9 protein-coding genes are annotated in these 7,481 nt (G+C 37.1%); 4 read left to right on the forward strand and 5 right to left on the reverse strand.

All coding sequences use genetic code 11. The annotated features are described in order from the left end of the window. Positions 1 to 457 precede the first annotated feature (457 nt). From Q7J63_RS12450 to Q7J63_RS12465, 4 genes are all read left to right on the forward strand, one after another. Positions 458 to 1,465 carry an AAA family ATPase gene (locus Q7J63_RS12450; RefSeq protein ID WP_304886532.1) on the forward strand — a complete coding sequence of 336 codons (1,008 nt, stop codon included), beginning with the start codon at positions 458 to 460 and terminating at the stop codon, positions 1,463 to 1,465. A gap of 115 nt (positions 1,466 to 1,580) precedes the next feature. Beyond that, on the forward strand, positions 1,581 to 2,804 hold the full coding sequence (locus Q7J63_RS12455) for a hypothetical protein (protein WP_304886534.1): 1,224 nt from the start codon (positions 1,581 to 1,583) through the stop codon (positions 2,802 to 2,804). Beyond that, the gene (locus Q7J63_RS12460; protein WP_304886536.1) at positions 2,698 to 4,029 is read left to right on the forward strand and encodes a S8 family serine peptidase; all 1,332 of its coding nucleotides are present in this window, start codon (positions 2,698 to 2,700) and stop codon (positions 4,027 to 4,029) included. The genes Q7J63_RS12455 and Q7J63_RS12460 overlap by 107 nt, the downstream gene beginning before the upstream one ends. 37 nt (positions 4,030 to 4,066) lie before the next feature. Then, positions 4,067 to 4,783, forward strand: a complete 717-nt coding sequence (locus Q7J63_RS12465) for a hypothetical protein (RefSeq protein WP_304886537.1) — start codon at positions 4,067 to 4,069, stop codon at positions 4,781 to 4,783. 592 nt (positions 4,784 to 5,375) lie between these two features. Here Q7J63_RS12465 and Q7J63_RS12470 read toward each other — a convergent pair. From Q7J63_RS12470 to Q7J63_RS12490, 5 genes are all read right to left on the reverse strand, one after another. Continuing rightward, positions 5,376 to 5,597, reverse strand: coding sequence for an integrase core domain-containing protein (locus Q7J63_RS12470; protein ID WP_370691907.1), 222 nt, complete (start codon positions 5,595 to 5,597; stop codon positions 5,376 to 5,378). Between the two features lie 111 nt (positions 5,598 to 5,708). Further along, on the reverse strand, positions 5,709 to 6,137 hold the full coding sequence (locus Q7J63_RS12475) for a hypothetical protein (RefSeq protein WP_304886541.1): 429 nt from the start codon (positions 6,135 to 6,137) through the stop codon (positions 5,709 to 5,711). Beyond that, positions 6,134 to 6,523: a helix-turn-helix transcriptional regulator gene (locus Q7J63_RS12480; RefSeq protein ID WP_304886543.1), complete on the reverse strand. Its 390-nt coding sequence runs from the start codon at positions 6,521 to 6,523 to the stop codon at positions 6,134 to 6,136. Before Q7J63_RS12480 ends, Q7J63_RS12475 begins: the two co-directional genes overlap by 4 nt. Beyond that, complete coding sequence (locus Q7J63_RS12485; protein WP_304886545.1) at positions 6,520 to 7,050, reverse strand: hypothetical protein; 531 nt, start codon at positions 7,048 to 7,050, stop codon at positions 6,520 to 6,522. The genes Q7J63_RS12480 and Q7J63_RS12485 overlap by 4 nt, the downstream gene beginning before the upstream one ends. 67 nt (positions 7,051 to 7,117) lie before the next feature. Then, positions 7,118 to 7,481 (reverse strand): helix-turn-helix domain-containing protein (locus Q7J63_RS12490; RefSeq protein WP_304886547.1); only part of this gene is annotated, 364 nt, incomplete at its 5' end.

A 7,481-nucleotide genomic window follows, 5' to 3' on the forward strand; every position in this document is an offset into this window, starting at 1 on the left:
ATCTAACATTTCAGAAAATTATCAAATTGAAAAAAATCTTCTCTCAGTAAAGGGATTTGGGGATTTTCAGAATGCTAGATTTAGTATACTTTTTTTTTCAAAGTTCATTCGGGAATTTTGTATTATGGCATTGTACGTACGAGTGATCGGGGAAGTTTACCACGTAGGCTGCTTGTCAATGGTTGCAAATTCTTATGAAATAGGAGATTGTATTCGCACGCAGTGTTATTCATTGAATGCATTGGCAAATCAAAGAAAGTCTGCCAATTGCTGTCGTTTTCGAGATGCATTCAAATTCGAGAAAAAGATACCCTACTGGAGGTATTTCTTTTGTTATTTTTTTCAGTTAAGTTGAACGATCTTTTAATTTTACGGTAAAAAGGGGAAATTTTTAGGATTCAAAAATTTAGAACCCTTTTTTTTGTTATTTTGGGTAGTATTTAGAAAAATGAAGGTAATGGCGAGAGCAGATTTGTTGGTGAAATTAGTGAAGGCTGGAAGTTCCGGTGATACGGGGCTTTTCAAAAGAATTGCCGAATCTATCATCGCCGAAGAAAAACACAAACAGCATCATGTACTGGCAAGTCAGTTGGAAAGTGTGTTGCGCAATTCACCTGGAAATCCTTCCAATACGCCAAGAAATACTGGCAGTTTATTAAGCGAAAAGCTTGATAACTTTCTGTTTAGGGTGCATCCACAAAAAAGTCTGGATAATGTAATCCTGACAAATGAAAATAGGAAAAGCATCACTGATCTTGTAGAAGAGCAGCACCGGAGTGATCTTTTGAGGTCTTATAATTTGGAACCACGCAACAGGATTCTCCTAGCCGGTGCTCCCGGAAACGGGAAGACGTCTTTGGCAGAAGCCATAGCCAGCGCTTTAATGCTTCCCCTTTATGTGATTCGATATGATGGGATAATAGGGAGCTATTTGGGAGAGACAGCATCTAGGTTGAAGGCCATGTTTGATTTTATCCGTACACAGGAGTGTGTTTTGTTTTTTGATGAATTTGATGCGATAGGAAAAGAAAGAGGGGATACACATGAAACGGGTGAAATCAAAAGGGTGGTCAGTTCGCTTTTGCTTCAGATTGACCGCTTGCCTTCTTATGTGGTTACAGTGGCAGCAACCAATCATCCCGAACTCCTGGATAGGGCGGTATGGAGAAGGTTCCAGGTAAGATTGGAATTAAATAAGCCAAATAAACAAATGATCAACGTTTGGTTAAAGCAATTTGAAAATCAGGTTAAATATACTTTGCAACACCCCCATGCATTTCTCGCCAAAAAATTGGAAGGCTTAAGTTTTTCAGAAATTGAAGATTTCATGCTTGATATCCAAAGAAGGTATATCCTTTCCCTGCCGGATATCGATGTTAAGAGGATTGTTGATGAATGTTTGAATCAGCTTACTTTTAAATATAATCCAAATGATGAACAAAAAACCCCTTCTGATCTTCCCTAAACCCATTATTGCAGACCGAAAGAAAAAAGATAATTTTCCTTTTAAATTAAAACTTCCCACAAGGGAGGAACAAATTCAAAGAATTGGACCTAGATGGGTCCAATTACAAAAAACTTTGCAGAATCAATCGCTGGCAATTGGGCCGACGCCTACAGGTACTTTTCCAGAGCTCATGCTGGTTTTTGAACTTGCCGGTTCAGTAGAAGATTTTTTTATAGCAGTCAATAAAGTTCCGGATCTTTATTTTCTTAAGGAATATGAAACGGAGTTTCCTGCAGATGATTTTTTCGCAGCAGAGAGCGATAAGCCAGTGCCAGGAAGGATATTTGTAAGTCTGGCTAACCAAAAAGCACTCAAAGATCTACAACGTCTATGGAATATTTATATACAGCCTGATGAAAAGCAATATTTTGAAAAAGGATTGGCAAAATTCAAACAATTTTTTGGCCAACTGCGGGATGTAAGGCCTTATTCTATCTTAGACAGGATTAGGGATACAGGGCTTGAGACATATATTTTAGAGTTAAAACAACAGGGAGAGGAATGGGTGAAATTTGAAATTGAATTTGCATATCCCGAATCTTCTCCAAAAAGAGAGAAAGGCCTTAAAGAAGTCAGGCGCTTATTGGAAGCGCATAAAGGACAAGTATTGGAGGACTCAATAGTTGACTTAAGAGCCATCCACTATCTGGCATGTATCGCCGAAGCCCCCATTTCTGCATTTGATGACCTCACCGAAAATACCGATATTAAATTTCTGAAAGCTTCCCAAGTATTGTATTTCAGACCGGTAGGGCAGGTTATATTACCGGAAAGGAAGATTGATGGGGAATTAGAAAAGTATCCGGAGAGTGATGAAGGTGAGGAGACTTTTGGAAACCCGGTAATTGCTTTATTAGATGGAATGCCATTGTCACATCATCCAGCATTGGAGGGAAAACTAATGATTGATGACCCGGATAATTATGAGGCCACATACGAAATCGGAAGCAGAAAGCACGGAACATCAATGGCCTCTCTGATTCTCAACGGAGATCTAAGTGACAATAAAAATAAGTTGGTTAGGCCCATTTATGTTAGACCTGTCATGAAAGCCAACAAAATGGGTAGTGAATATTTTCCCGATGATATCTTACCTATAGATTTATTCCATAGGGCGGTAAAAAGAATGTTAGTGGGAGAGGGTGGAGAAGCGCCTACAGCTCCGGAAGTGAAAATCATCAATATTTCAATTGGAGATATTTTTCGACCTTACCTATTGGAAGTCAGTTCTTGGGCTAAATTATTGGACTGGTTATCTTGGGAGTATTATAGTCAGTGCAGGAAATTCAACCGATGATATTTGCATTCCCATACCACCTGATAAATTCGATAAAACCGATCCGGAAAAGATTCAGCTTGAATTGTTAAAAATATTGGTCGACAATAACTATAGCCGCAAGATCCTTACTCCCGCGGATGGTTTCAATGTGCTTACAGTAGGATCTATCCACCAGGATGCATCCGAAGTTGATTTCAGCCAAGCGCAATTTTTGCAAAAGCGGAATCTTTTCATCTTGCATGGATTGGTAAGCCCCCACAGCCGTTTTGGACTGGGGCACAATAAGAGTATTAAACCGGAGATTTTAATGCCCGGAGGAAGAAGCTTGTTCCGCAAGGCTCCTATACAAATGAATCCCCTTCATACAAAATTTAAAATGGACCCAGCAGAATGGAACGTGCCACCCGGGAATAAGGTCGCTTGGCCTGGACATTCCGGACAATTCAACCATGTTGTTTATACCTGCGGGACAAGTAATGCTGCTGCCCTTACCACAAATTTGGCAGGTCAATTATATGAAGTGTTGCTGGAATTAAATAGCACCGGTGATGAAGATAAAAAAATTGACGAAAATTATTTTGCCTTGGTAATTAAAACACTTCTTGTGCATGGTGCATCATGGGGGGAAGAGGCCGATCTGATAAAAAATATTGTGAAAGAGCTCCCAGCTGTCCCGTCAAATGGGGTGAAAAGACGAGTATCACCTTTCATTGGATATGGTGGAGTAAATGGGGAAAGGGTGTTGGACTGTACAGAAGGAAGGGTAACTTTAATTGGAACAGGGAGTTTGTGTGCACAAGATGGTGAAAATGCACATGAGTTTAAATTCCCATTGCCACCATCCCTTTCGGGCAAGGTTATGGAAAAGAAATTGGTGGCAACACTAGCCTGGTTTTCCCCGATCAATGTCCTGTCCAATAGATACAGGAAGGCACATTTATACATGGAGAATTTAATGAAGAATGAATCCTTAGGACTTAAAGGTCAGTCTTATGATTTAAACCAAAGCAGCAAAGGGACTGTTCAACACCAGATTCTCCGTGGTGAAAGCGCTGATGTATTGATAGAAGATAATTATTTGACCATTAAAGTAAATTGTAGGAAAGATGCTTCTGGAATGGAAAATTGGGAAAAGGTTCCCTATGCATTGGCAGTGACTTTGGAAATCCCCGAAAATATTGAAGTGAATATTTATGAGGAAATCAAGGAGAGAATCCAGGAAAGGGTACGGCCTAGAAATTAATTTTGTGAATTGAGCAAAAATCCAACTTAAGATAAATATGGAATTGAAATCTTTTTTTGAAGAGGGTTTGGCCAATGATCTCTTTATGGCGCAGCGACACTATTTCATTTTTAGGACGATTGGGGAACATGCACATTTGATCAATAAGTTTAAGGACAGCAATAAGGCTAAAAATTTAGCATATTTACAAAGTGCTTCGGAGAACATGGTGATATTAAGCTTGTCTAAAATCTATGATGCTCAGAGTAAAAACAAAAAATATTTGGTGAGAAGCCTTCAATCACTTCTACATTCAGAGGCATTTTTAAGCGGTGAATTTCCTTATGAATTGGATTATTTAGACAGCTTTAATGAGCTTCAAAAAATTTCAGGGATTCCATTCCAAGGTAATATTATAAAAAGCCAAGAAGATTTATTTGAATATTTAAAATCTATTCTTGACACTGAATTAATTAAAAGCAAAATCAACGATCTAAAAATTATAAGAGATAAGTACATCGTTCATAATGAACATGTCGATGTCAATCCTAAATTACAAACTTTTTGGGAGGATGTGTTTGTGCTACAAGAGGTGGCTAGGCTCATGCTTTCAGTTGTGGGAACAATATTCTTACGTTCTGAGTATTTTCAATTCAGTTTATTGGGTACGAGTAAAATTCATTACTCGATTACATCAGAATTATTTTGGGTACTAAAATTGCTTGAAGAAGTAGTAGGAAAGGAAAATATCAATATATGGTGGGAGGATACTTAGGTACGAATCCAGGAAGTAATTAAAATTATAGCTTGAATTTGCATCAATATTAGAAAAGTGGACCGCTACCGTAAATTTTGTAATATATCAACCAAAATTTTGACGGAAAAATTATCAAAAGACAACCAAAATGATGAGCTTAAGTCCCTATTTTAGCTTTGCTCCGAAGAAGATAAAAAGTAGGACTGAAAATAATCAGCCCTACAGTAGATGAACTTCCGTGCAAAGAATCGCCTGAAGCCCTCTTTTCCCTAATATAAATTTAAGAAAAAATCTACAAATCACTTGCTACTTAAGACAGTACCTCGATTATGCCTTGTTTTTTTCATTCTTCAATTTGTTAGTCGTAATTGCTAGTCTAAGTCCAAATGCAAAATAAACTAATAACATTCCAAATGATAATTTAAAGTCGGTCCAAAAACTATCTGCAACAATGTCATCGGCACTCTTCTTTAATTTCAGGTTTTTGTTGATATTTTCTTGCCACTTTATTATTTGGTCATATGGATAAATTATAACACTATAACACTCCCCATTTGTTGGACCAAAATTCTCAGTTGCTAAGTTAATTTATTTGTTCATTACTTTTTGGTTATCTTACTATTTCGGTTGTCCCTAAATACATTTCATCCGGTTTTTGCTTTGTGGTATGATGGACCTTTTGGTTGTAATATGCCATCTGGTTTTGTAGACCTTTTGCCAACTCATACCCGTCATCGCAGGGGTTCAAGTAGGTATAATCATATTTGATGGATCTCCAGAATCTTTCGATAAAGATATTGACCAAGGCCCGGCCTTTTCCGTCCATGGTCACCCTTATTTCTTCTTTTTCAAGGTAAGCTATCCAAATTGAAGATGTATACTGACTTCCTTGGTAGGTGTTGACGACTTCCGGTTTCCCGTGGATCTGAATGGCGCTAAAAAATTAATTAAATAGGGATTTTGGATCTATTACCGGTAAGGTATAATATTCTAAGGGTGTACCTGATAATTTCTCAAAAAGGATACCTCTTAGGGTAGAATAGGTAATACCTGTACAAGTCAACCCAATAATAGCATCATATTTTACATCACCCTCTTCAACTACATTAAATTCTTCCAAATTTTCTACCTCTATTAGAAATTTGCATTTGAAATGAGCTGAATGTAGCATTTCATTGTCGGTATTTCTAATTTCCAACTTCCCTTCGTAAATAAAAGTAAGTCTTTTTTCCTCTGGTGAAATTGTATGTTGCATTCCAATTTCGAGACTTGGATTTTGCTTGGTTGAATTATCTCCTCCATCCATGCTTTTAAAAGAAAACTCCAAAACCCTCAGATCCATGAGATGTATTTTATCAGGAATTACTTTCATGCTGCCATGGCATAATTACTTTCACCCATTTCTACCTTTTTACTAGCCGTATAAGTCGAAGAAGGTATTTCTGGTATAATCGAAGTTTGTGCGGCAGTAATTGTTTTGTACCGCTTAGGAGTACAAATAATAGTATCTCCCAATGCAACTTGAATCTTGGCCAAAGTCAAAATAGAAAGATTATGTATTCCGCTGAGCAATCTGCTGACTTCGGATTCTCTTTTTCCCATCTTGTCAGCCAACACTTTTTGAGACCAATCCTTCGATTCCAATATGTCGTAAATTTGGTCTACAATATCCAAGGTTATTGAAGCAAATTCTCTATCATGAGGTTTAACCTTTGCTTTCAACCTTTCAAATGCAGATGTCTTAGGTTTATTGTTCATAACATTAATTCAAATTTTGGTTTGATTTTTAATTCGTCTGATAGAATTCTTATATCACCTTCTTTGATAGCTTCATCAATCATTTTTGTTAATTTTTCAGCCTGACGAAAAAATGGAGATACTTGAGGACATTCCAATGCCTTATCAGTAGTTTTTATTCCTCCGTTAAATAATACCACAATAGTGTCAGACAATCGAAGACAATATAACCTCCAGTTGTCAATAGGTTCAAATGCATCAAGTTTAAGCTCTTTAATCTCTTTGTTTTTAGGTGGAAAGGCATCAAAAGCATTTTCTTTTCTAAAATACCTTTCTTTTGCACCTCTATGATTACCTATTTCTTCAAAAAGAGCGATAAATCTGGAAGAATCCTCTTCTGCGGCAAATTGCTCCATTTTTTCAAAGAATTTATCCGCTTCACTCACATCATCTTCAAATGTCACTGAATAAAATTTAACTCTTTGATAAGTAAACTCCCTACTTAGGGTAATTGTTGCAAACTTATTCACATATATGTTAAGTAACAAACAAAATTTGATAAATTAAAATTTCTTGTTCAAAAAATAAACCCCGGTAAAAAAATTGATTTCTCAATTAATTCTTTCCCTCCAAAATCTTTTTAATGGTCTCATTCATCTGCATCATCTGCATCATCGTCTCCATCATTTTCATCATGACCTCGACTTGATTTTTGTCAGCGTAGTTTGCTTTAACTCTACCAGAATTAAAGGCAACGTTGGAATTTGTCAAGTTTTCAATAACGTAACCTGGATGGGAGGTAACGATCTGAAGGGGATCCACATTTAAAAATTCAGCAACTTTTTGGATCAGATCAATGTTGATTTTGCTTTCCCCTCTTTCATATTTGGTATAGGTCGCTTCCTTGATGCCAAGATGTTCAGCGACTTCCATGGCCTTTCTGTCACGCAACTTTCGAAACGTGGACAGATTCCTGCCG

Origin of the sequence: Rhodonellum sp., from assembly GCF_030656585.1 — a bacterium.
Classification (GTDB): domain Bacteria; phylum Bacteroidota; class Bacteroidia; order Cytophagales; family Cyclobacteriaceae; genus Rhodonellum; species Rhodonellum psychrophilum.